Annotated in this window: 19 protein-coding genes and 1 other annotated feature (1 of these 20 only partly in view); of the genes, 10 read left to right on the top strand and 9 right to left on the bottom strand. The window is 63.7% G+C overall.

The annotated features are described in order from the left end of the window. A protein-coding gene (locus tag KFK14_RS18665) for a lipopolysaccharide biosynthesis protein (RefSeq protein WP_212608720.1) crosses the window boundary here: on the top strand, window positions 1-454 show its 3' portion. 1,025 nt of this gene lie to the left of the window's left edge; the window shows 454 of its 1,479 coding nt (coding positions 1,026-1,479); its start codon lies beyond the left edge, outside the window; it ends in the stop codon at window positions 452-454. Window positions 455-463: 9 nt separating this feature from the next. Here KFK14_RS18665 and KFK14_RS18670 read toward each other — a convergent pair whose 3' ends face one another. Continuing rightward, the gene (locus KFK14_RS18670) at window positions 464-892 is read right to left on the bottom strand and encodes a CBS domain-containing protein (RefSeq protein WP_070156291.1); all 429 of its coding nucleotides are present in this window, start codon (window positions 890-892) and stop codon (window positions 464-466) included. 64 nt (window positions 893-956) lie between these two features. Between KFK14_RS18670 and KFK14_RS18675 the strand changes: the two genes are divergently transcribed. Then, window positions 957-1,256 (top strand): adenosylcobinamide-GDP ribazoletransferase, encoded by a 300-nt coding sequence (locus KFK14_RS18675; protein WP_212611230.1) that lies wholly within the window; start codon window positions 957-959, stop codon window positions 1,254-1,256. Further along, window positions 1,246-1,620, top strand: coding sequence for an acyl-CoA thioesterase (locus KFK14_RS18680; RefSeq protein ID WP_070156292.1), 375 nt, complete (start codon window positions 1,246-1,248; stop codon window positions 1,618-1,620). The genes KFK14_RS18675 and KFK14_RS18680 overlap by 11 nt, the downstream gene beginning before the upstream one ends. Before the next feature lies 1 nt (window position 1,621). On the opposite strand, the gene KFK14_RS18685 is transcribed toward KFK14_RS18680, so the two are convergent. The 6 genes from KFK14_RS18685 to hisS all read right to left on the bottom strand — a co-directional run bounded on the left by KFK14_RS18685 (window position 1,622) and on the right by hisS (window position 9,369). Further along, complete coding sequence (locus tag KFK14_RS18685) at window positions 1,622-3,166, bottom strand: DUF4139 domain-containing protein (protein ID WP_212608721.1); 1,545 nt, start codon at window positions 3,164-3,166, stop codon at window positions 1,622-1,624. A gap of 11 nt (window positions 3,167-3,177) precedes the next feature. Beyond that, window positions 3,178-4,590, bottom strand: a complete 1,413-nt coding sequence (locus tag KFK14_RS18690) for a DUF4139 domain-containing protein (RefSeq protein WP_212608722.1) — start codon at window positions 4,588-4,590, stop codon at window positions 3,178-3,180. A 137-nt stretch (window positions 4,591-4,727) separates the two neighbouring features. Then, window positions 4,728-5,648, bottom strand: coding sequence for a DUF4167 domain-containing protein (locus tag KFK14_RS18695; protein ID WP_212608723.1), 921 nt, complete (start codon window positions 5,646-5,648; stop codon window positions 4,728-4,730). Window positions 5,649-5,898: 250 nt separating this feature from the next. Then, window positions 5,899-6,717 (bottom strand): peptide chain release factor N(5)-glutamine methyltransferase, encoded by an 819-nt coding sequence (gene prmC, locus KFK14_RS18700; RefSeq protein ID WP_212608724.1) that lies wholly within the window; start codon window positions 6,715-6,717, stop codon window positions 5,899-5,901. A 109-nt stretch (window positions 6,718-6,826) separates the two neighbouring features. After that, window positions 6,827-7,921 carry a peptide chain release factor 1 gene (gene prfA / locus KFK14_RS18705; RefSeq protein ID WP_212608725.1) on the bottom strand — a complete coding sequence of 365 codons (1,095 nt, stop codon included), beginning with the start codon at window positions 7,919-7,921 and terminating at the stop codon, window positions 6,827-6,829. 128 nt (window positions 7,922-8,049) lie between these two features. Next, on the bottom strand, window positions 8,050-9,369 hold the full coding sequence (gene hisS / locus KFK14_RS18710) for a histidine--tRNA ligase (RefSeq protein ID WP_212608726.1): 1,320 nt from the start codon (window positions 9,367-9,369) through the stop codon (window positions 8,050-8,052). A 228-nt stretch (window positions 9,370-9,597) separates the two neighbouring features. On the opposite strand from hisS, the gene KFK14_RS18715 reads away from it, so the two are divergent. The 5 genes from KFK14_RS18715 (at window position 9,598) to KFK14_RS18735 (ending at window position 14,547) form a co-directional block, all read left to right on the top strand. Then, window positions 9,598-11,553: a M61 family metallopeptidase gene (locus KFK14_RS18715; RefSeq protein WP_212608727.1), complete on the top strand. Its 1,956-nt coding sequence runs from the start codon at window positions 9,598-9,600 to the stop codon at window positions 11,551-11,553. A 40-nt stretch (window positions 11,554-11,593) separates the two neighbouring features. Further along, window positions 11,594-12,142, top strand: coding sequence for an inorganic diphosphatase (gene ppa / locus KFK14_RS18720; RefSeq protein WP_070156298.1), 549 nt, complete (start codon window positions 11,594-11,596; stop codon window positions 12,140-12,142). Window positions 12,143-12,313: 171 nt separating this feature from the next. Next, window positions 12,314-12,366: a sequence feature (sul1 is cis-regulatory element that is thought to sense ions involved in sulfur or methionine metabolism; They are found in Alphaproteobacteria), on the top strand. A gap of 228 nt (window positions 12,367-12,594) precedes the next feature. Next, window positions 12,595-12,789, top strand: a complete 195-nt coding sequence (locus KFK14_RS18725; RefSeq protein ID WP_212608728.1) for a hypothetical protein — start codon at window positions 12,595-12,597, stop codon at window positions 12,787-12,789. After that, complete coding sequence (locus KFK14_RS18730; protein WP_212608729.1) at window positions 12,786-13,943, top strand: acyltransferase family protein; 1,158 nt, start codon at window positions 12,786-12,788, stop codon at window positions 13,941-13,943. Before KFK14_RS18725 ends, KFK14_RS18730 begins: the two co-directional genes overlap by 4 nt. Before the next feature lies 1 nt (window position 13,944). Continuing rightward, a complete protein-coding gene (locus tag KFK14_RS18735; RefSeq protein WP_070156301.1) occupies window positions 13,945-14,547 on the top strand; it encodes an SOS response-associated peptidase in 603 nt (200 codons plus the stop codon). A 35-nt stretch (window positions 14,548-14,582) separates the two neighbouring features. On the opposite strand, the gene yczR is transcribed toward KFK14_RS18735, so the two are convergent. Then, entirely contained in the window at window positions 14,583-16,043 is a 1,461-nt protein-coding gene (gene yczR / locus KFK14_RS18740; protein ID WP_212608730.1) for a MocR-like transcription factor YczR, read from the bottom strand. Between the two features lie 64 nt (window positions 16,044-16,107). Between yczR and yczE the strand changes: the two genes are divergently transcribed. After that, window positions 16,108-16,722, top strand: a complete 615-nt coding sequence (gene yczE / locus KFK14_RS18745; protein WP_212608731.1) for a membrane protein YczE — start codon at window positions 16,108-16,110, stop codon at window positions 16,720-16,722. 102 nt (window positions 16,723-16,824) lie between these two features. On the opposite strand, the gene KFK14_RS18750 is transcribed toward yczE, so the two are convergent. Further along, window positions 16,825-22,065 carry a YadA-like family protein gene (locus KFK14_RS18750; RefSeq protein ID WP_212608732.1) on the bottom strand — a complete coding sequence of 1,747 codons (5,241 nt, stop codon included), beginning with the start codon at window positions 22,063-22,065 and terminating at the stop codon, window positions 16,825-16,827. 643 nt (window positions 22,066-22,708) lie between these two features. Here KFK14_RS18750 and acnA point away from each other — a divergent pair. Continuing rightward, window positions 22,709-25,381 carry an aconitate hydratase AcnA gene (acnA, locus tag KFK14_RS18755; RefSeq protein ID WP_212608733.1) on the top strand — a complete coding sequence of 891 codons (2,673 nt, stop codon included), beginning with the start codon at window positions 22,709-22,711 and terminating at the stop codon, window positions 25,379-25,381. The last annotated feature ends 75 nt before the right edge of the window (window positions 25,382-25,456 follow it).

The following is a 25,456-nucleotide window of genomic DNA, read 5'->3' on the forward strand; positions in this document are numbered from 1 at the left end:
GCCCTTCATGACGCTGCAGGTGATGTTCGCGCCGGTCAGCAATGCGCTTGGCCGCCCCGGCATCACCGCCCGCATTTCCGGCGTCGGCGCAGTGCTGATGCCCGCCGCATTTCTTGTTGGCATCCAATTCGGCGCCGCCGGCCTGGCATGGGCGTGGCTTTGCGCCTTCCCGGTGCTGACGCTGGTGACCATCCGGCTGGCCGGCGCGTCGATGAACCTGCGCGCCAATGACGTGCTGCAGGCGACGGCCCCGGCGGTGCTGATCTCCGCCGCGATGGCCGTCGTCGTCATGCTGGTGGAATCGGCCCTGCCGCCCCTCCCCGCTCCGATTCGCCTTGCGATCTCCGTTGCCGTGGGGGGCGCGGCCTATGCGGCGATCCTGTTGCTGTTCGCGCGCGCGACCGCGAACGAACTGATCAACCTTATCGCGCGCCGCGCACCCGCCGCCGCCTGACCGGGCGAATCACGCGCCCTGAATATAGTCGCGCAGCGACGCCGCCTCCGATTCGATCCGGTCGATCCGATATTTCACCAGATCGCCGATCGATACGAAGCCGACCATCTTGTCCCCGTCCACCACGGGCAGGTGGCGGATGCGCCTTTTGGTCATCAGCGACAGGGCGTGAATCACTGGCATGTCGGAATTGATCGTGTGCGCGGGCGAGGTCATCACCTCCCCGACTGGCGAGTCGAGCGAAGCGGCCCCCTCCTTGCCGAGCCGATAGATCACGTCGCGTTCGGAGAAGATGCCGACGACCTGGCCATCGGCGACGACCGGAAGGCAGCCGATCCGTTTTTCGGCCAATATCGATATGGCGGAGAGCACGGTTGAGTCGGCCGCAATCTGGATGACCTCGCCACCCTTGCCCTTCAAAATCGCTGCTATGGTCATGACCCTGCTCCTCTCTTGTCGCTGGGGGTTGATGATCCCATGTCCCGCGCGCAAAGGGAAGATGATGAAACGCGCCGAAGGCCTGGATGATCCACAAATTGCAGCCATCGCATGGGCGCGTTTCCGGCGGATCATGGCGTGGATGGCGCTGATCGGCGCGGGGTGCGTTCTTGCCGCGCTCGGCTGGCTCGCATCGCGCGGATCGCCCATGCCGATTCACATGATCATCGCGACGACTCTGGGCGTCTGGCTGACCTTCATGCTCGGCACCGGGCTGATGGCGCTGGTGTTCCTGTCCAGCGGAACCGGGCATGACGAGCAGGTCGAGGACCGGCTGAAAGGGGAGATAGACATTGACGGATAAGGGCGAACCAACATTGCGGACGGTGCCCCGTCCCGGAGATATCAACGCCAACGGCCATATCTTCGGCGGGTGGGTGCTCAGCCAGATGGATATCGCCGGGGGCATCGTTGCCGGACGGGTGGCGCAGGGGCCGGTGGCCACCGTCGCCATCGAATCCATGCAGTTCCTCGCGCCCATCCTGCTGATGGATATTATTTCGGTCTATGCGAAGCTGGAACGGCGCGGGCGAACGTCCATGGCCATCCGAATCGCCGTCATCGCGTCGCGCGACCGCGGCCAGGAAGAGGTGGAAGTCACCAGCGGCGTATTTACCTTCGTGGCGCTGGACGAAAATCATCGTCCCCGGCCGCTGCCGCCGGAATAGGTCAGTCCGGTTCCTTTAGTTCATAGGTGAGTTGCGCCTTGCCATTGGCGGGCACCGTCACAGTCCAGAGCCACGCCCCATCCTTCTCCCCCAGTTTACGGCTGGAGCCGACCAGCGCCTCGCCGTCCGGTTTCGCGATCTTGACTTCCGCAGGCGCGGGGCGGTCGAGCGCATTGCTGATTTCTATCCGGTAGATCTGGACTTTGCCCCTGCCGGGGAGTGGGGTCTGGATGATTTGGACCTGCGGGCTTTCGCCGCCATTAATCTCCGTCTCCTCCCCAACCGCATGATCGCGCATCCCGCCATCGGCAAGCAGCAGCGATTCGCCCTTTGTCTGTTCGAACAGGGCGACGCCGCCGGCGGGCAACGGAATGCCCAGGCCATCCCTCGCCCGGTTCTGCATGCGCAACATGCGCGTCATAGGCTGGCTTTCGCCCTCGCCATTAAGGGGCCAAAGCGACGCAGCATAATAAAGCTGGAATGGCACGCCGGTTTTCTGGAGCAGCGCGACCTGCTTCTGCCCCTTCGCATTCACATTGACCCGCTGCGGCACGCGGTAGAGTTTTAGGTCGCCCAGTTCTTCCTGTTTCGCCATCATCGCGACCGGAGCGGCGGCCAGACTCTCCGTGCGTTTCTGGGCAGTGACCACGATATCAGAGATCGCCTCCATCATTGGCGCGGGCGGCGGGGCCGGCATGGGCGGCGGGCTGTCCGTGCTGGTGGTCGCCATCGGCCAGCATTGCAGCGACAGGAAAGGAGAAGGCGCGCGTTCCACCAGCGCATCATAATCCGATTGCTTGTTCAACCGCCCCGCGACCGCAAGAAGCTGCGCGCCGGAGAAGCTGGCGTCATTGCCATTCGCCACGGTCAGCCATGCGAACAGATCCAGAGTGCGGCCATCGGGCGCAACCTTCGCGACATAGTTCGCGCCCCAATCGAACCCGGTCGCGAGATAGGTAAGCGTGACCGTCGCCCGCATCGCCGATGGGCTGACCGTCGTTACCGAAAGGGTAGGCCGGGCGGACAGCCCGTCGGGAACCGAATCATAGGATAATGTTTCGGGAATGCCGGAGCAGCGAAGCGCCTCCACGCCTTCCCCGGTCTGCAGCACGACCGCACCGTCCGGGCCGGAGCGGATGACGGCATCCTGCTCCACGACCTTTCCGGTCGCGCGGCTGGTGCGGCGCAAATGGACTCGATTACCAAGCGAACCGTCAAGCAAAGCGGCTGGCGACAACAGCCGGGCGTCGCGATTCTTCTGCGCGACGCCGCCGGGCAGGCCGGACACCACAGCGCTGACCGCGATCATGCCATCGGCGACGCCCTCAAAGCGGATCACTGATTCGCCGGCGGGAAGCGCCATGCTGCGCGTTTCGGAAATCAGGGCGAAGCCGGATGGAAACTGGGGATTGATTCCCCCCTCTCCCCGATCAGGATCGCGATAGACAGTGACCGACGCCGAATCCGGGCCGTGCGACGTCACCACCGCCTGCGCCCAGACCGCCGTGGGGCAGAGGATAAACAGACAGGCGAGGAGCAAGCGCATCGGCGCGCGGATCAATAGCGCGTATCGAAAACGGCGTTCACGATAACCCGGCCGTTCGCCGGAACAGCAACCGTCCAGACCGTCGAGTCGCTGTTGCGCCTTTTGCTTGGCTGGCTTTCGCTGACGATGCGGGTGTCCTCATAAATCCAGTCCAGCCCGGCCTGCGTCAGGTCGACGGTGACGGCTTCCGGCTTTGCATTGCTGATCTCGTACCGCATCGTTGTGCGCCAGCGGTGGTCGCCAAGCCTTTCACGCTTTTCGACGACCGGCTGAACCTTCACATCAAACGCCTCGCCGGTAGCGAGCGCCAGCTCACTGCCCATCGGCGTATGCCCGACGCTATTCTCTCCGATGAACTGCGGCGCGCCGGAGGCATCCTTCATATAGAAGCGCACCGTCCCGGCGGGCAGCGCATCGCCCAGCCCGCCATTGCCCGACGTCGAGAATTTAACGACGCTCGAAAAACTTTGCGGCTCCTCCACGCTGTTCAGCCAGTCGTTGCGATATTCATAGCCGGCCTTGGCGGGCACGCCCTGAACATCCAGGAAGCTGACCTGCTTGGTCTGGCGGTCGGCGATCGTCGTACGCGCGGCAATCGGGTAGAGATAGAAATCGCCCAGCCGTTCGCGGCTGGCGGTTTCCGTCCCGGCCCTGCGCAGCGGTCCCGGCGCGCGCGGACGGCCATAGCCGCCATAACCCGGATTCGAGGTTCCGACCTGACCCGCCACCAGCAAGGTATGGGCATTTGTATATGTGGTGCCCGTGCTGTTGGTGAGCGTCACCCAGCCCTGCACATCGATCCGCCCCGCCTTCGAATCGAAAAGCGCAACATAGTCGGCCGCCCATCCGAGACCCGGCGTCAGATAACGGAGCGATGCAGGGCGCGCACCGGCGCGGTCGCTGTCCACCGTGACCGAGAGGGTCGGGCGGGGACGCAGGTTAGGCGGCACCTTGTCGAATATGACGCGGACGGGGAGGCCATCATCGCGAAGCACCTCTATCCGGCTGCCAATCTGCAGGACCGTGCCGCCGTTCACCGCAAGGACCTTCGCCTGTTCGCGGGTTTCCGCTCCGGTCGCCGGATTGGTGCGGACAATGGTCACGACCTGGCCGACCGCCTTCTCCATCAGCTTGGACGGCGAGAGAAGATCGAAATCGAAATTCTGTTCGACAATGGCGGTACCGTCCGCCGCGAAGGAAACGGTCTCCGGCCGGATCTGCGCCGAAACGTCGGGAAACTCGATGCGGCTGACGCCCCGCTCGATAGGCAGGGTGCGCACATCCTGAACCAGCGCGAGATTATTGTTGTAGATGGTGACGGATATGTCGCCCTGGGCAGACCCCCCGGCCTGCGCCAGCGCCGCAACCGGCAGAGCGGCAAGCGCAGTCAATGCCAGGCCGACGAAAATCCTTGCGGTCGCCATTGCAACTTTCTCCCCATCCCATCGGCGACAATGCTCCATCGCCTTGCCAATGCATAGCGCCCAAACGACATCAGGGCGGCGCCATGACTGGCGCCGCCCTGATCCTGAACATCACTATCTGACGAAATTATGAACGGCTATTCCGCCGCCTCCGCAGTGGGCGCGCGGCGCGGACGGCCACGCTTGCGCGGCGCAGGCGCTTCATCGCCATCGCTGTCATTGTCGGCGCGCGAAATGGCGGGCGGCAGAACGGCAAGGTCCAGCCCTTCCTGCACGTCCGCTTCGGGCGCGGCTTCCGCCTTGGGGCGACGGCCGCGACGCGGCTTGGGCGCAGCGTCCCCGGCAGCAACCGAAGCCTGTTCCGGGATAAATTCCGGCTGACTGGCGGGCGCTTCCACGGGAGCCGGAACGGGCGCTGCGGCTATAGCCGCATCCTGCGGCGCGCGGTCATAGTCACGGTCGCGATTGTTGCGGTTCCGGTTGCGGTCGCCTCGCTGATTGCCACGGCCATCCTGCTGATCGCCCCGGTCTGCGCGCTGTTCGCGCGGCTGATAATCCTGGCGCTGGCCATCCTGCCGTCCATTGCCATGCCGTTCGCGATTGTCCTGGCGATAGCCATTTTCCTGACGGTCCTGCCGCTGATTGTCCCCCGGCTGGTCCTGACGGTCGGCGCGCTCCTGGCGCTGCGGCGGCGTGCGGTCGGCCATATAGTCCATGCCGAAATCGTCGCTGCCGTCGAAATCCTCGCCATTTTCGTCAAAGGATTCCTCGCGGCGGAAACGCTGCGGGTTCTGTTCTTCCTGACGGGCGCGATTGTCGGCGAGGACCCGGAAATAATGGTCTGCGAACTGCAGATAATATTCGACATTGACCCGGTCGCCCGAAAGCTGCGCATCGCGCGCCATGTTCCGGTACTTCTCAAGTAGCTGGGCGGCATTACCGCGTGAGCGGCTGTCGATCCGGTTACCGCTGTCGCCGCCTCCCCGGTTCTGACCGTTCGGGCGTCCGTTGTTGTTCCGGCCGCGATTACGGCGTCCGGCCTGACGATTGTTGATCAATGGTGGGTCCTTAGTTTCAAAGCAATCCCTATCCGTGCTCCGTCATGCACGGCTGCGCCGGGCCAGGCAGTCCAACAGAACGCCCGGACCCCCAGCCTGCCAGCAGCGAGAAGATCAACGCCGCCATGACTTTGGGAGCAGGTATCGGCCAGTCCACACCCCGGACCATGGCCTCCCCTGAGCCAGTCTCCTAAACGGTCCCTGTTAAGAAACCAAGAAAAATCCGCTTGGGAACCCTAAAATGCTGCTGTCAGGTCCGAATTTCAAGGCAGCGGTCGCGCTTTCCCAAATCCTGACGGACGGCGACCTGCAAAGCTTCGGCCCGGAACAGGTCGGCGGCGCTCTTTCCCTGATCGAATCCGATTTCCAGCAAGGCCACGCCGCCGTCCGCCAGCAATCCCGCCAACTGCGGGGCGAGGCGGCGATAGGCGTCAAGACCATCCGTCCCGGCGAACAGGGCCAGATGCGGCTCATGATACAACACGTCATGCGGGAGCGCGGCGGCAGTGGATATATAAGGTGGGTTCGCAAGGATCAGATCGAACCGCTCGGCAAGCCCCTCCCCCCAGTCGCCGCGCCGGAACGCCGCGCGGTCCGCCATGCCAAGACGCGCGGCGTTGGCGGATGCAACGGCGAGGGCGGCATCGGAAATATCGATGCCCAACCCGGTCGCATCTCGCCATTCGTCCAGCGCGGCGAGAAGCAGCGCGCCGGAACCGGCGCCAAGATCGAGGATACGCTTTGGGGCGCCTCCGCGGAAATGCTCGATCGCCGCTTCTATGAGAGTCTCGCTGTCCGGGCGCGGCACGAGGACATCGGGCGTCACGGCCAGAGTCAGCGTCCAGAAATCCCGCGTTCCGGTGATATGGGCGACAGGCTCTCCGGCTGAACGGCGGCCCACAAGCGCGTCGAAGCCCGCAGGAACAGCAAGGTCGCGCAGGCGAAGGATCATATCCTCGCGGGAAATGCCGAGAGCGAAGGCCAGCAGGATTTCGGCGTCGAGGCGCGGCGTGTCAGTGGCGGAGAGGAGACGCCGGGCTGCATCGCGAAGCGCGTCGGCGGCGCTCATACTCAACCACCAAATTCCAGCGTGCTCCTGCGAAAGCAGGAGCCTAGAGCCAGATTGCGATGCTTATCCCTGGACTCCTGCTTTCGCAGGAGCGCGGGTCGAAAGCTATTCACCCCACGCCGTCCAGTTGCGCCAGCCGCGCCGCCTCATCTTCGGCGATCAGCGCGTCGACGACTTCGGCCAGGCCCGGCCCTTCCAATATTTCCGGCAGACGGTGAAGGGTCAGGTTGATGCGGTGGTCGGTCACCCGGCCTTGCGGAAAATTATAGGTGCGGATGCGTTCAGAGCGGTCGCCGGACCCGACCATCGCCTTGCGCGCGCCGGCCTGCTCGCTCTGCGTGCGGTCGCGCTCGGCTTCATAAAGGCGCGCGCGCAGCACCTTGAGCGCCTTCGCCTTATTCTTATGCTGCGACTTTTCGTCCTGCTGGGTGACGACAAGCCCGGTGGGCAGATGGGTGATGCGCACGGCGCTGTCCGTCGTGTTGACGTGCTGACCGCCCGAACCAGACGCGCGATAGACGTCGATGCGCAGGTCCGTCGCCTCATTGATCTGGATGTCCACATCCTCTGGCTCCGGCAACACGGCGACGGTGGCGGCGGAGGTGTGGATGCGGCCGCCGCTTTCGGTGACGGGCACGCGCTGGACGCGATGAACGCCGCTTTCGAATTTCAGCTTCGCGAACACGCCTGTCCCGGTGACGGAGGCCACGACTTCCTTGAAGCCGCCGACTTCCGCTACATTGGCGGAGATGAGTTCCATCTTCCAGCCCTGCTCGTCGGCATAGCGCTGATACATGCGGAACAGGTCGCCCGCGAACAAAGCGGCTTCGTCGCCACCCGTGCCAGCGCGGATTTCCAGCATGGCGGGGCGCGCGTCGGCAGCGTCCTTTGGCAGAAGCTGCAGCGCCAGCGCGCGCTCGGCCTCTGGCAGCTTGTCCTTCAGGATCTGCATCTCCTCCTGCGCCATTTCGCGCATCAGAGGGTCGGCATCCGGGTCCTCGCCGCCGGCCATAAATTCCAGCGCCTTCAGCTCCTGCCGCAAACGGCGCACTTCATGCGCTGCGTTCGCCACCGGCTCCAGCTCGGCATATTCCTTGGAAAGCCGGACAAATTCCTCCGGCGGCAGATCGGCGCGCGTCATCGACGCCTGCACCTCGTCCCGGCGGCGTTCAATCTGCGCGATGCGTTCGGGGGAGATGGACATTAAGATTTTACCCCCGATCCGTTCGGGCTGAGCTTGTCGAAGCCCTGCCCTTTCTTGCGAAGAGAAGTGCAGCCCTTCGACAAGCTCAGGGCGAACGGGATAAGGGAGCGCTTAAATAGCGAACTCATTCAGATGCGGCCCGTCAAGATGATTGGTCTCGGAAACTCTTGATCCGGATCAGCATAAGTAAAAACAGTCCCGATGGCCGACTTGAGGCGGTCTCTAATCTTTGGAGCCGGGCTGTCAGGCGATTGGGCATTGATATCTCTGATCAGTAATGAACCCAATCCGTCGTTTCCTACCTCTACATCAACAAGACGGTAGGTGCCCGACTTCTTCGCTTTCTCAAATCTCTTTTTGGGTGACCCACCATAAGCCATTTCGGCCCTTATCTGCCCCCTTCGCAAAAGCGCCAAGATTTCGGTTGCAAGACCCAGTGCATCGTCGCCTCTAGGCACAATCGCTACTTCAGCGACCTCCACCTCCGGCGCATCAATCAGCATCGCCAGCCGCTCGATACCCGCTGCCCAGCCAACCGCTGGCGTCACAGGCCCGCCCAGATTTTCGATCAGCCCGTCATAGCGCCCGCCGCCCAGCACCGTGCCCTGCGCGCCCAGCCGGTCGGTAATGAACTCAAACGCGGTATGCCGGTAATAGTCCAGGCCGCGCACAAGGCGCGCATTGCGTTCCCATTTCACGCCAGCCGCGTTCAGGCCGTCCGTCACCTTTTCGAAGAAGCCCCGCGCCTCGTCCGTCAGATAGGCGTCAATGTCCGGCGCGCTGTCCGCCACCGGGCGGTCGCGCGGGTCCTTGCTGTCCAGGATGCGCAGCGGGTTGCGGGACAGGCGATCCAAGCTTTCCTCCGAAAGCTGGTCCCGGTGCGCGTCAAAATGCGCGATCAGCGCGGCGCGCCAGGCGTCCCGGCTGGCGGCGTCGCCCAGCGTGTTGAGGGTCAGGGTCACGCCGTCACTGATGCCCAGCTCCCGCAGCAGTTGGTCGCCAAGGACGAGCAGCTCCACGTCAGCGCCCGGCTCTGCCGCGCCGATGATCTCCGCGTCGAGCTGGTGAAACTGCCGGAAGCGGCCCTTTTGCGGGCGCTCGTAACGGAACAGCGGCCCGTGCGTCGCCACCTTGAGCGGCGCATATTGCTGCCAGCCCTCGGTAATATAGGCGCGGCAGATACCGGCGGTAAATTCCGGCCGCAGGGTCAGGCTGTCGCCGCCGCGATCCTCGAACGTATACATTTCCTTGGAGACGACATCGGTGCTTTCGCCCAGCGACCGGGCGAATACCGCCGTCGCTTCGAACACCGGCAGTTCGATCCGCTGAAAACCGTAGAGGCGGCGAACGTGGTCGAAGGTCGAAACGACATGGGCGAAACGGTCCGCCTGCTCTCCCAGCATGTCCTGCGTGCCCCGGATCGGGCGCGGTGTCTCGATTTTCGCCATGGGGATGGGCCTGTAGCGGGAAAAATCGGCGAATGGAACATCCGCTTTTGGGCAGTGCAACATAACGGTCCCAAGCTGTTCACTTTCTTTTATTTGCCGCGATTTCCCGGCCGGGCGGTGATTCAGCCGCATGGAAATCGCTGAGGGGGTGGACTGGCTTTCCTCCGGGTGTAATGCTCGGCTGCATCACCCCGTCCCAGGGGCCGCATATCCCACTGGAGAATATCCATGCGTCTCAGGCTGATAGCCGCCCTCCTCCTGTCCACTTCGGTCGCCGCGACGGCGCTCTCCACACAATCGGCGGCCCAGTCATCGGCGCCGTCAGAAAGCACGCGCCTGAAACCCACGGCCCTGCCCGTCGTCGAAACCGTGCCCCAGCCGCGTGACGCGCCCTATCCCGGCGGCACCATCAAGCTGGAGGTCGATGTCACGGATACCGTCCGGCGAATCTTCCGCGTGAAGGAAACCATACCCGTGGCGTCGAGCGGCCCGCTCACCCTGATGATGCCGCAATGGCTGCCGGGCAATCATGCCCCGCGCGGGCAGATCGAGAAGCTGAACGGCCTGCGCATCACCGCCAATGGCAAGGATGTGCCGTGGACGCGCGATCCGCTGGACGTCTATGCCTTTCATGTCAGCGTGCCGGAGGGCGCGCGGTCCGTCGTCGCGGAGTTCGAGTTCCTTTCCGCCACCGCGCCCAATCAGGGCCGCGTCGTCGTGACCGACAAGATGCTGAACCTGCAGTGGGAGGCGGTCTCGCTCTACCCGGCGGGCTATTACACCCGGCAGATCCCCATCCAGGCGACCGTGACCTATCCTGACGGGTGGCAGGCGGCGACGGCGCTGCGTGGCAGGCGGACGGGATCAACCATCGCCTATGACCCGACCGATTATGAAGTGCTGCAGGATTCGCCGGTGTTCGCGGGCAAATATTTCAAGGCGGTGGACCTGGGCAAGAATGTCACCCTGAATATGGTGGCGGACAGTCCGGGCGAATTGGAGTTCCGCCCGGAACAGATGGCGGCGCACAGGAAGCTGGTCGACGAGGCCCTCACCTTGTTCGGGGCAAGGCATTTCGACCATTATGACTTCCTGCTGGCGATTACCGACGAGATGGGCGGCATCGGGCTGGAACATCACCGCTCGTCCGAAAATCAGGTCGACACCGGCTATTTTCCGAAATGGAATGACGGGCCGGGCGAGCGCAACCTGTTGCCGCATGAATTCAGCCATAGCTGGGACGGGAAGTTCCGGCGGCCGGACCTCCTCTGGACACCCACTTTCTCGGTGCCGATGCAGGACAATCTGCTGTGGGTTTATGAGGGGCAGGACCAGTTCTGGGGCTATGTGCTGGGCGCGCGTTCCGGCCTTTACAGCAAGGAGCAGACGCTGGACGCCTACGCCCATATCGCCGCCCGGCTGGACACGACGCGCGGCCGCGAGTGGCGGGCGATGGGCGACACCACGCACGACCCGATCATTTCCGCGCGACGGCCAAAGGGCTGGGCGAGCTGGCAGCGGTCGGAGGACTATTATAATGAGGGCATGCTGATCTGGCTGGAGGCCGACGCGATCATGCGCAAACAGTCCGGCGGCCGGAAGGGGCTGGACGATTTCGCCAGGGCGTTCTTCGGCACGCATGACGGAGATTTCGGCGAACTGCTCTACAACCGGCAGGATGTGATCGACACGCTGAACGCGATCGTCCCCTATGATTGGGCCGCCTTCCTGACCGAACGGGTCGACAGGCCAAGCAAGGAAGCGCCAAAGAACGGCCTGACGATGGGCGGATACCGCCTGACCTATGCCGAAACCCCCGGATCGACGACAAAATCCGTGGAGAACAGCCAGAAACTCGTCGACCAGAGCTTCGGCGTCGGCCTGACGGTCAAGAATGATGGGGAGGTCGCGGGCGTCGTATGGGACAGCGCCGCCTTCAAGAGCGGTTTCACCATCGGATCGAAGATTATGGCGGTGAACGGCACCGAATATTCGCCGGATGTTTTCAAGGCCGCGCTCAAGGATTCTAAGGACCCCAAGAAGCCGGTCGAGATCATCCTGAAACGAGACAAGAATTACAGAACAATCAGTCTCGATTATTCAGGCGGGTTGCGCTATCCGCGCCTCGAAAAGACAGGAGAGGGTGACGGCAGCCTGGATATGCTGCTCAAGCCAAGAACATAATCACCCCGAACTTCAATAGAGTGCAGATAGGCCTAATCCCATGAACATCGACCTGATCCCGGTGGGCGACGATCCGCCCAACAGCCTGAACGTCATCATCGAAGTGCCGGTCGGCGGCGAACCGGTGAAGTATGAGTTCGACAAGAAGTCGGGCGCGCTGTTCGTGGACCGCATCCTGCACACGCCGATGCGCTATCCGGCGAATTACGGCTTCGTGCCGCATACGCTCTCGCCCGATGGCGATCCGCTGGACGCGCTGGTCATCGCCCGCTCACCCTTCGTGCCCGGCTGCGTCGTGCGCGCCCGGCCGATCGCGGTGTTGAACCTGGAGGACGAGGCCGGCGGCGACGAGAAGCTGGTCTGCGTCCCCGACGACAAGACCTTCCCCTATTACAGCGCCGTCGGCGAGAAGGACGACCTGCCCGGCATCGTGATGGAGCAGATCGAGCATTTCTTCACCCACTATAAGGATCTGGAAAAGACCAAGTGGGTGCGGATCGGCACCTGGGGCGGGGCGGAAGACGCCAAGCGGATCACCATGGAAGCCATTGACCGCTACAAGGCGGACAAGTCCAAGGCAGCGGCCTGACAAAAGTTCGAAAAGGGCGGAGGAAACAGCATTTTCTCCGCCCTTTTTCCTTGGGTGGACCGCACCTTCGCCGTCACCCTGCGCGCCATTGTATCCTGATGGGACGGTTAATGGCGGCGGCACCATTTTCTGTTGCCATTACAGCGCGAATCGCTGATGCTGCGATCATTCGACGGACGCGGCATGCCGCGTGGCTAGTCCCGGCGCCTAACCCTGGGTAACCCATTGCGATCCAGCTTTTACTGCTACTGATCTCTCTGGTGTAAGTGCAGCCCGCTGGACCGTGATCGGTTCCAGGTTCCTTCGTCAATGGCTTCTCCGTCGTTCCCATGCGTATGGCGGCGCTTTTCGCTCGGTAGCCCCCCTACTCGGCGAAATACAGCCTCTATATCGGTTGCCCCCGTTCATTACGGGGGGCGCCGCCGCCCTTCTGCGCCTTGGGAACTTCTGCTATGACGCTCGCCAGGTCCCAGACCGGTGCGCCGCCCCTTCTTTACGGGCTGTCCATATTTGAGCTGGAGGCGGGGCAAGGCATGCTGCTGACCCTGCTGCCGGCGGTGTCGGCGGGCGTCGCTATCCTTATCGCCGTCATACTGACGGCGAGACCAGCGTCCGGCCGACTGCGCGTCACGGAGTCGCACAATTGAGCGGGGTCGAAAGCGGGAGATATTATTCGCTAGACGGGATGCGCGGCCTGGCCGCCATCATCGTCGTGCTGCACCATTTTGGGCTACAGATGAACCCTGGCCTGGCCGCCTCTGGCTATCTGGCCGTGGACTTCTTCTTCGCGCTGAGCGGGTTCGTGCTGGCGATGGCCTATCAGGACAGGCTGGCGGAAGGATTGAGCGTCCGCCGGTTCATGCTGCAGCGGGCCATCCGGCTCTATCCGCTGTTCCTGATCGGCGTGGCGCTGGGCAGCGTGAAGGCCGTCGGCCAGATCCTGATGCACGATGGAACCGCCCTGTCGCTGCCGGCCCTGACGATGACATTGATCGCCTCGCCCATGATGCTGCCCACCCCCGGCGCGCATCTGGTCAGCATCTTCCCCCTGAACACGCCGGGATGGTCGCTATTCTTTGAAATGATCGTCAGCCTGGCCTTCGGCGCCGCCCTGTTCCGCTGGCGCAATTCCAGCCTGCTGCTCGCCACGGCGATAGCGGCGATGCTGCTCCTGCCCGGCATCCTGTCGCATGACGGGCGCGTGGCGGGATTGGGCACCTCCTGGCCGGACTTCGCCTATGGTTTCCCGCGGGTGTTCTTTTCCTTCCTGACCGGCATGCTGATCTTCCGCATGACCCAGGGACGGGAACGTCAGGTCAATGGCGACGTCCTGATCGCCATCCTTGCCCTGATCGCGCTCCTGCTGGGGCGGCCGGATAGCTGGTTTAACGCGGAATATGACATCGTCGTGCTGATGCTGATCATCCCGGCGGTCCTGTGGTGCGGCGCGATCTGGGAAGTGCCAGAACGGCATCAGCGCTTCTTCGCCTGGCTGGGGGACATATCCTATCCGCTCTATATCCTGCACTTCCCGCTGCTGATGATCTATCTGTTCGTGGCGCGGGGCCACGCCATCCATCCGGCCATTCTGGGCATCGTGTTCCTGCTGGCGATGCTGGCGCTCTCGACGCTGGTTTTGCGGTTGTATGACGAACCGGCCAGAGCGATACTGAGCATGCGGTTCCGCATGCCGGGAAGCTGCCGTTTTCGCGGATCGGCAACCCTGCAGCCGGAACCAGGCCGGGCCGACAATGCTTCTGCACAGAGCAAACACAAGCGAAATACCCCACCGCCACGATAAGATGTCAGACAGATACCAGATCGACGCCAATGCGCCTGAAATCGCCCGCCTGTTCGGTGCGGAGATTGCTGGCGAGACGCCTGTTCCCAAGTTGCTCAACCCCGGCGACCAGGGTCTGGTCGTCCGGCAGGAGGGAAGCCGCCGCATCCTGAGCGCCATGCTGTGGGGCTTTCCGCTTCAGCCAAGCAAGGCGGCGCTGCGGCGCCATCCGAAGGCGAAGCCCAAGCCGGTGAACAAGGCCAAGGGCCTCACCCGTCCTTTCTGGAAGGAAGTGGCGGAAAATCCCGCCAACCGCTGCCTGATCCCCGTCACCCGTTTCGTCGAGCCGCCGGTAAAGCGCCCGTCCGAGCAGACATGGTTCGCGGTGCCGGACCAGCCCATTCTCGCCTGGGCTGGGCTGTGGAAGGCAAGCGAGGAATGGGGAGACGTCTACAGCGCCGTCATGACCGAAGCCTGCGCCTATGTCGCGCCAGTGCATGACCGCATGCCGGTGATCCTGCATCCGCGCGACTGGGACAGATGGATGCACGGCACGCTGCAGGACGCGCTGATGCTGCAGCAGCCCTATGGCGGCGAGATGGTCGTGGAGACCAACGTCGGCTGAGCCAGCCTGCGCCGTCGCTGCGATCCCCCGCCCGGTCAGATGACCCTGTCCGCCTCCAGCGCCCAGACAGCCTCGTCGGCGGCGCGCGGCATGCGCCGGTGGAGTCGCGCATCGACAGCCGCCAGCCGCTCAACGGCCGCTTCCAGCCGGTCCTCCGGCAAGGTGAAGGGCAGGCGCACGAAACGCTCGAACGCGCCGTCCAGGCCGAAGCGCGGGCCGGGAGCGATGCGCACCCCCTCCCCCTGCGCCATTGCGGCCAGCGCGGACGCCTCCGGCCTTGGCATTTCCACCCAGAGCGACATGCCCCCCGGCGGAACCGGCACATGCCAATGCGGCAGATGCGCGCCCAGCAGGGCAACGAGACGGTCGCGCCGCGCGATCAGCATGGCGCGCCGCTCCTGCGCCCCGGCGTCGGACTGCAATAGTGCGGCCGTCGCCAGTTGCTCCATGACCGGCGTCGCCAGATCCAGCGTCACCCGGATACGGCCGAGCGATGCGATCATCTGCTCGTCCGCGCGAATCCAGCCAATCCGCAACCCGCCCCAGAATCGTTTGCTGGCCGATCCCAGGCTGATGACGTTCGTCCCGGCGCGATCGTGCACCGCCACGGGGGGTGGCGCATCCTGATCGAGCGAAATATCGGCCATCGTCTCATCGACCACCAGCGGCGTGCGCGTGCGCTCCGCAATATCGACCAGCGCCTGACGCGCGGCGACATCCATGCAGCGGCCGGTCGGATTGTGAAAATCGGCGATGACATAGGCGAAGCGCGGCCCGGTCTGGCGGAAGGCGGCGCTGAAGGCGTCTATATCCCATCCCGTGCCGGGCAGGCCGACGGGAACCGGCACGCAATTGCTGCGGCGAATGGCCGTCAGCGCATTGTGATAGGTGGGATGGTCGACCACCACCCGGTCGCCCGGCCCCGCGAGCAGGCGCTGGATCAGGGCAAAGCCATGCTGCGCGCCGCTGGTTACCATGATCTGTTCCGGCCGCGTCGGACAGCCGCGCCGGGCATAGTCGTCGGCGATGGCTTGCCGAAGGCGGGGGATGCCAAGCGCCTCATAGCCCATGCCGCCCAGCCATGCGGGCAGTTGGTGCAGAGCGTCCTCATAGGCGTGCCAAAGGCTTTCCGGCGCAGGCAGCGCCGCGGAGGTCCAGTCGAGAATATTGTTGCTCTCGCCGCCCTCCTCCGGCTCGGCCGGGGCCATGCGGCTGCCGGGGATACGGGTCACGCTGCCTGAACCCTGACGGCTGACAAGATAGCCGTCATCGCGCAACTGGTTATAGGCCCCGGCAAGCGTGGTGCGGCTGAGGCCCAGCGCCTGCGCCAGCTCCCGCTCACCCGGCAGGCGCACGCCAATGCCGATGCGCCCGTCCAGGATCAACAGACGCAGCGCGCGCGCAAGCTGCCGGTAGGCGGCTTCGCTGCTATCCTCGCCCCGCCATCGGCCAAGCTGGCGGACGAGCGAAGCGGAACCAAGTGAGGGCATATCCATAAAGGGCCAATAGATCATGAGTGGCCATTTTTAAAGATGCCATTTTTCTTTAGTGGTACGTTTCATGATGAAATACCGACTGTTTCAGTTGAGCTGGGGCCTCTGGCTCTATGGCCTTTCCATGGCGATGATGATCCGCGCCAATCTGGGCCTGGACCCATGGGACGTGCTGCATCAGGGGCTTGCCCCGCGCCTCGGCCTCAGCTTCGGCATGACAGTCAATGTGCTGGGCGCGATCATCTTGCTGCTCTGGCTCCCGATGCGGCAGAAGCCGGGGATAGGCACGGTGCTGAACATCCTGCTGATCGGCACGGCGGTCGATGTCTCTATGCCCTATCTGCCCGACCCTTCCGGTTATCCCGCGCGCTTTGCGATGCTTGGACTGGGCATCGTGCTGAACGGCATTGCGGGCGGCGCTTATATCGGCGCGGGGCTTGGCCCCGGACCGCGCGATGGCCTGATGACCGGCATCTGCCGCAAGACGGGCTGGCCGATCAAGCTGGTGCGAACCGGCATTGAGCTGACAGTGCTATCGGTCGGCTGGGCACTTGGCGGAACGGTGGGGATCGGCACGGTCCTCTACGCCATCAGCATTGGCTGGATCGTGCATTATGCGCTGCCCTTCTTCGTGGTGAAGGACAAGGGGTCGCCCGCCCCCCGGCCGATCGCGGCAGGCTAAGCCTCTTTCCCCCTGACCGGCCGGCGATAGACCCACGCCGGCCGGTCTTTTTTGGGGCCAGTCTTTTTTGGGGGCCGCCTCTCCGGGAAAAGATCGCAGCGGTCAGAGTTGCCAGCCGATGCCGACATTCGCGCCCACCTGCCCGCGGCTGTTGTAGGTCGCGCCCGCCTTCACCACTGTCCGGCCATTGTCGGACGCCTTGGAAAAGCCGATCGCCATGGCGTGCTGCCCCTGGAAAGTGCCTGCCGCCATCGCCAGCATGCCGCGCCCTGTTTCCATCGTCTGGGGCAGGCCCGCAACCGCCAGCGCACCCGCCGTACCGGCATTGGCGTCCCGGCTGATCTTGCGCAGGTCGAAGCTCAGCGCCGCGATCCGAGCATCGGTATAGGCGTTGGCCTGACTGATCGCGCCACTCATGCCCGCATCGAGCTGGGCGACGTTCACTGCGTCCGTCGCCGACACGCCCGGCGCGATATTGTGGAGAGCGACCGGTGTATCGCCGGACCCCAGAGTGACCGACGCCTGGTCGTTGCCGTCATACTGGACCGCGCGGCTGGCGGCAGCCTGCGCCAGCGATACGGCGTCATTGGTCGCGGCCAATTGATCGCCGTTCACGGCGTCCGTCGATCCGGCGGCGACCCGTCCGGCGGCGACATTGTGCAGGCCGACCGGCGCCTGCTGCGCGCCGACCAGCGTGACATCATTCGTCTTGGTGCCGCCATTGGGCGTGGAGGGGGCCGCGGCGCTGGAATATTGCACAGTGCCGACCGATCCATTGTCGACCTGGTTCGACAGGTTGGTGACATCCTGGTTGGTGGAAGCGAGCTGGCTGCCATTCACGGCATCGGTCGATGTCGAATTGACCGCGCCCGCCGCCACATTGTGAATGGTCGTGCCACCGGAATTCAGGGTGATGCTGGTCTGCGCGCTATTATCGTAGACCGGCGAGTTCCCGCCGCTTCCGCCCGAACCGCTACCGGAAATCGCGGCCAGCGCATCGCCGACATTGGTGTAGGTGGTTCCGTTCATCACAAAGCTGGGCATGGTGAGCTTGCCCGTATTTGCATCATAGGTGATGCCGCCGCCAAGGCTGGAGGCGATCGCCGTGCCGATGTTCGACGCCACGCCGCGAAGCTGGCTGACATTGACCGCATCTGTCGCCCCGCTGCCCGCGGCGACGCCGGTGATCTGGCGGTCGCCGGTTGGCGTCATCAGGCCGGTATTGATATCCAGATAGGACAGGTTGCGGGCAATGGCCACTTCGCCCAGGGATGTCTGTGCCGGGTCGAGGCCGAAGGCGCTGTAGCCGGACACTCCGCCCCGCGTCGTCCTGGCCGCACTGCCGAGGGCAACACTGCCGTCATGATCGGCTATCGAGCCGGACCCCAGCGCCGTCGCGGCATAGCCATTCGCCTGGGAAAGAAGTCCGAACGACGACGCCCCAAAGCCCAGAGCCGAACTGCTTTCACCAACGGCCATCGAATATTCGCCGGAGGCGATGGCGGAGCTGCCCAGCGCCGTGGACCGCGTGCCGGTTGCGCGCGCACCGTCGCCGAAGGCGGAAGCCTCGATCCCCTGCGCCAGCGTGTCGTTGCCCACCGCCGTCGAGCTTTCCCCACTGGCGGTGGAGCGGTTGCCGATCGCGATCGAGTCGATACTGGTGACGGCCGCGAGGGCCCCGATGGCCAGCGTATCGTCCGCGCTATTCCACACGTCGCGGCCGATCGCCATGGAGCCGTCACCCAAAGCCATGTTGCCGGTGCCGATGGCCAGCGCATTGGCGCCGCTGGCCATGTTCAAGGAACCGGCTGCGAATGCGCCGTCGCCGGTCGCCTGGTTCTGGTCACCGATGGCTGTTGCGCCCAGGCCGTTCGCTATGTTGAAATAACCGACGGAGGCCGTGCCGTCGCCCGTCGCCGAATTGGTGTTGCCCAGCGCCACTGCGCCGTCGCCGGTTGCGGTATTATCCTTGCCCATCGCGATTGCGCCTTCGCCGGTCGCCATGTTCGGGTCGCCGATGGCCACCGCGCCGTCGCCCGAAGCGACGTTCGCAAAGCCGATGGAGACCGCCTTGCCGTTCTGCGCGGTTGCGCCATTGCCGATGGCGACGGAACCGTCGCCCGCAGCCACTGCGTCGCGGCCCGTGGCGATTGCGGCCTCCCCGCTCGCCACGGCATTGGGACCAATGGCGGTCGAATCAGCGCCCGACGCGGTGCTATCCGCCAGCAGGGACGTGGTGTGGAAATATTTCGACGCCGTGTTGCTGGTCGATCCGCCAGCCGTCATCTGGTCATAGATCGCGGTAAAGACATTCTGGACATCGGCATATTGGTCGGAGCCGAAGGTGAAATTACCCGAAAAGCTGTTGGTCACCGGATTGTAGGTGTAGCCGAGGATCGACGCGACGCTGTTGGCGACGCCGAACAACTGGCCGCCATTCACCGCGTCGGTCGAGCAGTTGCAGATCAGGCCATTGGCGACATTATGCAGGCCGACCGGCCCAGCGGCGCTGCCGACCAGTGTCAGATTCTGCGAACGGATGCCGCCATTGGGCACTGTCGGCGTAAGGGCGGTGGAATATTGCACCGGCCCAATGCCGCCATTGGATACGCTGTTGGACAGCGCGAGGGAGAAAGCGTTGCCGGCGTTGATCGCCGTCGTCAGCGTCTGGCTGGTCGCGAACAATTGGCTGCCGTTGATCGCCTCGCTGGATGCGGCGTTCACAGCGCCATTGCCCACATTGGCGATGGTGACGGCAGGCGCGCCCACGCCGCCCAGCGTAACGCGGGACTTGGTGCCATCGTCATACTGGACCGCAAGGCCGTCGAGAGCGCTGATATTGCCCTGAAGCGCGAAAAGCTGCCCGCCATTCACTGCATCGGTCGATCCCGCAGCCACATTGCCGCTTGCGACATTGTGCAGGCGCACCGCACCGGGCGCGCCGCCGACGATGGTGACATCATTGGTCGCCGTGCCGCCATTGGGCGTCGTCGGCGTACCCGTGTTGGAATAGCGGAGAAGCCCCACCGCGCCATTGCTGACATTATTTGCCAGATTGGTAATTTGTGCGGAATTGTTTGTCACATTCTGGTTCGTCGTGAACAATTGCCCGCCATTGACCGCATCGGTGGACCCTGCGCCGATCGTGCCATTTGCAACATTGGTGACGCTGACCGGCGTTCCGGCGTTGCCCAGGGCGATGCTGGTCTTGGACCCATCCACATATTGGACCGAAAGGCCGCCAAGCGCGGTGACGCTGGTCTGCAGCGTGTAGAGTTGCCCGCCATTGACGCCGTCGGTCGACCCGGCGGCAACACTGCCATCCGCGACATTATGGATCCGCACCGCGCCCGGCGCTGCGCCGACCATGGTCACATCATTGGTGATCGTGCCACCATTGGGCGTTGTCGGCGTTCCGCTATTCGAATAGCGCACAGGGCCGACCGAACCATTGTTGATGCCCACCGACAGGCTGGACACCGTCTGATTCGTCGCGAAAAGCTGCGCGCCGTTCACGGCCTCTGTGGACCCCGCATTGAGCGCGCCGTTGGCGACGTTGGATATCCTGACCGGCGTTCCGGCTGAACCCAGCGTCACCTGCGTCTGCGTGCCGTCGTCATATTGAACCGCCAGGCCGCTCAGCAGATCGACCTGACCCGACACCGCGAAAAGCTGCCCGCCATTCACCGCGTCGGTGGACCCGGCTGACACCGCGCCATTGGCGACATTGTGCAGCTTCACAGCGCCAGCCGCGCCGCCCACCAGGGTCATATCCTGGCTGGGCACGCCGCCATTGGGAGTCGTGGGCAGCGCACTGCTGGAAAACTGCACCGTGCCGATCGCGCCATTCAGCGTCTGGTTGCGCAGATTCGTTATGGCGTTGGCGTTGGTCGTGACGTTGCTGTTGGTGGCGAATAGCTGGCTGCCGTTCACGGCCTCCGTCGATGTCGAACCGAGTGCGCCCGCCTTCACATTGGCGATGGTGACGGCAGGGGCGCCCGCGCCTGCCCCGCCAAGCGTGACCTGCGCCTTGCTGCTATCGTCATATTGCACGCCCAGGTCGGCGAGCAGGTTTATCTGGCCGTTCAGGTTAAATATCTGACCGCCATTAACCGCATCGGTCGAACCGGCGGCGATTGCGCCATCGGCCACATTGTGCAGCTTCACCGCCCCCGCCGCGCCGCCGACCAGCGTCACGTCCTGGCTGGGCGTGCCGCCATTGGGGGTGGTGGGCGTACCGGCATTGGCATAGCGCAGCGCGCCGATCGCGGCATTGCTGACATCGTTGCGCAACGTGTTGATGGCGGTGCCATTCGCCGTCACATTGCTATTGGTGGCGAACAACTGGCTGCCATTCACCGCTTCCATGGAGGAAGCGCTCACCGCCCCCGCGCGCAGATTGGCGATGGTCGTGCCGCCAGCCCCGCCAAGCGTCGCTGTCGCCCGCGTTCCGTCATTATATTTGATCGCCACAGTGTCGAGGGCCGTCACGGAGCCTGCGACGCCCTGCAATTGGGCGACATTCACCGCGTCGGTCGCGCTGGAGCCTGCCGCGACATTGGTGATCTGGCGCGCGCTGCCCGCGACGCCGACGGACACTTCGCCCGCGGAGGACTGAAGCGCGGAAAGACCTGTCGCGCTGTAATTGGTCAGCGCGCCGCGGCTGGCGATCGATCCGTCGCCCAGGGCGACGCTGCCCGCAGCCGTGACCTGCGTATTGCGGCCGAGCGCCAGACCGCCGACCGCATTGGCCCCGACCTGCGCATTGGTGCCGAACGCGATTGACCCCAGCGCGCTGGCGTTGGTGATCGCGCCATTGCCGAAGGCGATGGAGTTGAGTTCGCCGCTCGTGGCGGCCGTACCGCTGCCAAGTCCGGTAATCTGATTGCCGCCAACCGCAATACCGGCGGGCGTGGCCAGGGTGAACCCCGTGGCCTGCGAGTAGCAGGGATCGCTCGGTCCGATCACCGTGCCGGAATTGCTGATCGCCTGAAGCGTGATCGGCTGGCCGGCGGCGGCGTTGTTCAAAAGGCCGGTAGCGTTGATGTTGAGCGTCGGGACGCCCAGAAGGGGGCCAAGGATCAGCCCATCGACTACGCCCAACAGACTGTTGACGCTGGCCTCCGTCGGCGTTGCGACGCCGGTAATGACCGGGCTCATAATGTCGGTGACCACCGAGCGCGGCAGGCTCACCCCGGAGCAGGCGCTTACGATGTTGTTGGCGGGCGGTGCGGCATAAACGGGCTGCGTGCTGACCGCCATGGCCACAACAGGCGCAAGTCCCAGGGCCGCACGGACGGCCCTGCGGATAGAACCAAAGCCTCTGAACATATTGATCGACACCGGATTTCCTCGCTCATGCGTGCACCCGGAAATAAAGAGATATCCATAGTTAAGAAAAACCTATGTTCCTCATCGATCACTTTAATCCTCCACTAAAGTCGTAGAGTCTGTGATGAAATGTGATAAATCATACTCTCAAATCATGACTGATGATTTTTTGGAATTTTGAGAAACGTTTTAAAATATTTCTTTTCCTATATTCCAAATGCGGGAGTTTTTAATATTAATTTTATCCAAACGCCGGTTCATGATAATTTATAATTATGAACATATTTGGAGAAAATAACCAGATTTTACGATCCATATCAGCATGGTGCGTATTTGGTACGTGAAAATTTGCCGAAAATCGGCGCAGTTAGCCGCTTCCGTGCGTATTTGGAGAATAGTCGCCAATCCGGATCGAGACCGGCTGCGCGGGGCTGAAAACATTGACTCCGGGCCGCCATGCGCTATGGCGCAGGCGCACCGGGATTGACCCGCTTTCCGCCGGTAGATGCAGGGTGCGGCTAGGGCCAAAGGGGCGCCCGTTCCGCGACGCTCCTCCACCCCGTCCGCCTATTGCGTTCTCCCCGATCGGCGTAAGCTTTTATTTTTCGCGGCCGGACCCACATACGGCTGCCATAGCGACGGAGACGCACTGCACATGACAGCCATCGGACAGGACACTCTGGGCACGCGAGACACGCTTGCGGTCAACGGCAAGGACATCGGATATTACAGCCTGAAAAAAGCCGCGGCCAAGCTGGGCGACGTCAGCCGCCTTCCCTTCTCTATGAAGGTGCTTCTGGAAAACCTGCTCCGTTTCGAGGATGGCGTCACCGTCACCGTGGAGGACATTCAGGCGATCATCGATTGGCAGAATGACCGGGGCAAGGCCGAGCGGGAGATCCAGTATCGCCCCGCCCGCGTGCTGCTGCAGGACTTTACCGGCGTCCCCTGCGTCGTTGACCTTGCCGCGATGCGCGACGCGATGAACGCGCTGGGCGCCGACGCCGCGAAGATCAATCCGCAGGTCCCCGTCCATCTCGTCATCGATCACTCGGTCATGGTCGACGAATTTGGTACGCCCAAGGCGTTCGAGCGGAATGTGGAGATTGAATATCAGCGCAACATGGAGCGCTATGACTTCCTGAAATGGGGCAGCAAGAGCCTCGCCAATTTCTACGCCGTGCCGCCGGGCACCGGCATCTGCCATCAGGTGAACCTGGAGAATATCGCGCAGGCCGTCTGGTCGTCGGTCGATGTGGACGGCAACGCCGTCGCCTATCCCGACACCTGCGTCGGCACGGACAGCCACACCACGATGGTCAACGGCCTTGGCGTGCTCGGCTGGGGCGTTGGCGGCATCGAAGCTGAGGCGGCGATGCTCGGCCAGCCGGTCTCCATGCTCATCCCGGAAGTCGTCGGCTTCAAATTCACCGGCACGCTGAAGGAAGGCGTGACCGCCACCGACCTCGTCCTCACCTGCACCCAGATGCTGCGCGCGCGCGGCGTTGTCGGCCGCTTCGTCGAATATTTCGGCCCCGGCCTCGCCACTTTGTCGCTCGCCGACCGCGCGACGCTCGCCAACATGGCGCCGGAATATGGCGCGACCTGCGGCTTCTTCGGCATTGACGGCAAGACGCTCGACTATATGCGCCTCACCGGCCGTACGGATGAGAATATCGCACTGGTCGAGGCTTATGCCAAGGAGCAGGGCTTCTGGATCGATCCCGCCGCCGCCGATCCCGTGTTCACCGACACGCTGGAACTGGACCTGGGCACCGTCGTCCCCAGCCTCGCCGGCCCCAAGCGCCCGCAGGATCGCGTCGCGCTGCCGGACGTCGATGACGTGTTCAACACGGACATGGAAAAGACCTACAAGAAGGCGCAGGCCCGCGTGCCGGTGGAGGGCAAGGATTTCGACATTGGCGACGGCGACGTCACCATCGCCGCGATCACGAGTTGCACCAACACGTCGAACCCCAGCGTTCTGATCGCCGCCGGTCTCGTCGCCAAGAAGGCGAACGAACTGGGCCTGAAGCCCAAGCCTTGGGTCAAGACCTCGCTCGCCCCCGGTAGCCAGGTCGTCACCGACTATCTGAACAAGGCGGGTCTGCAGAGCCATCTCGACGCCATCGGCTTCAACCTGGTCGGTTATGGCTGCACCACCTGCATCGGCAATTCCGGCCCGCTGGCCGAGCCGATCAGCAAGGCGATCAACGAGAACGGCCTGGTCGCCGCGGCCGTCATCTCTGGCAACCGCAACTTTGAAGGCCGCGTGTCGCCGGACGTGCGCGCCAACTTCCTCGCTTCGCCGCCGCTGGTCGTCGCCTATGCGCTGAAGGGCACGGTGATCGAGGATTTCATCACCACCCCCATCGGTCAGAGCACCAGCGGCGAGGACGTCTATCTGAAGGACATCTGGCCGACCAATGACGAGATCGCCACGACCATTGCCGGCTGCATGGACCGGCAGATGTTCCAGGCCCGCTACGCCAATGTCTATAAGGGCGATGCGCACTGGCAGGCGATCGACGTCACGGGATCGGACACCTATACCTGGCGCGCCGGTTCCACCTATGTCGCCAACCCGCCCTATTTTGAGGGCATGGGCATGACCCCGGCGCCGGTCTCCGACATCATTGAGGCGAAGCCGCTGGCGATCTTCGGCGATTCCATCACCACTGACCACATCTCGCCCGCCGGCAACATCAAGGCAAGCTCGCCCGCAGGCGTCTGGCTGCAGGAGCATCAGGTGGCTCAGGCCGATTTCAACAGCTATGGCGCGCGCCGCGGCCATCATGAGGTGATGATGCGCGGCACCTTCGCCAACATACGCATCAAGAACCAGATGCTGGACGGCGTCGAGGGCGGCATGACCCGCTACAATGGCGAAATCATGCCGATCTATGACGCGGCGATGAAGCATAAGGCCGACGGCACGCCGCTGGTCGTCATCGCGGGCAAGGAATATGGCACCGGATCGTCGCGCGACTGGGCGGCGAAGGGCACCAACCTGCTGGGCGTGCGCGTCGTCATCACCGAAAGCTTTGAGCGTATCCACCGTTCGAACCTGGTCGGCATGGGCGTGCTGCCGCTGCAGTTCAATCCGGGCGACACCCGCGAGACGCTGGGCCTGACGGGCAATGAGACCTTCACCATCACCGGCGTTTCGGCCCTCAAGCCGCGCCAGCAGGTCGAAGTTTCCGTGACGCGGGCCGACGGCAGCGCCTTCACCTTCGAAGCGCTCTGCCGCATCGATACGCTGAACGAGCTGGACTATTTCCTGAACGGCGGCATCCTTCCCTATGTGCTGCGGAAGCTGGCGGCCTGATCCGTCCAGTCATAAGATAATAGACAGGCCCTCCCGGCTCCGGCCGTGAGGGCCTTTTCATTTGCCCTTTCGCGC

The organism is Sphingobium phenoxybenzoativorans (genome assembly GCF_018286635.1).
GTDB classification, from domain to species: Bacteria; Pseudomonadota; Alphaproteobacteria; order Sphingomonadales; family Sphingomonadaceae; genus Sphingobium; species Sphingobium phenoxybenzoativorans.